General features: G+C 45.5%; 1 protein-coding gene. It reads left to right on the forward strand.

Annotated features, from left to right (window positions below; all coding sequences use genetic code 11):
* On the forward strand, positions 1–389 hold a 389-nt coding region (locus R7Z77_RS28195; RefSeq protein ID WP_318137415.1), incomplete at its 5' end, for an NAD(P)-dependent oxidoreductase.
* Positions 390–530: the final 141 nt, after the last annotated feature.

A 530-nucleotide genomic window follows, 5' to 3' on the forward strand; every position in this document is an offset into this window, starting at 1 on the left:
TGGGCGAAAATGGTCAGGGACAGCGTTGTAAAATGGTAAACCAAATCTGTATTGGTGGTATTTTGCAGGGCTTGAGTGAAGCACTTTTGCTTGCGCAAAAATCGGGCTTAGACATTGAACAGGTTGTCGAGACGCTGAAACACGGCGCTGCTGGTTCATGGCAAATGGAAAACCGTGCCACGACCATGGCGCAAGACAAGTTTGATTTTGGCTTCGCGATTGATTGGATGCGCAAAGACCTTGGCTTTTGTTTGGAAGAAGCTGAGCGTGTTGGGCTTGAGCTTCCATTGACTAAGATGGTCGACGAGCAGTACGCAGGCCTTCAACGTGAAGGGCTTGGTCGTATGGATACGTCAGTACTGATTAAGGCTGTAGCCAAAAATCAGTAGTAGATGAAGAACTCTTTGGTATCGAAGAGTTTGAAAAAGTCTAAATTGATCATATCGAATTCCTCTTAACTGGGAGGTGCAACGTGCGCCTCCCTTTTTATTTACTATGGAATATTTGCTGTGGGTTATTTCGCTAAACCT

Source organism: Vibrio sp. 1401 (assembly GCF_033340295.1).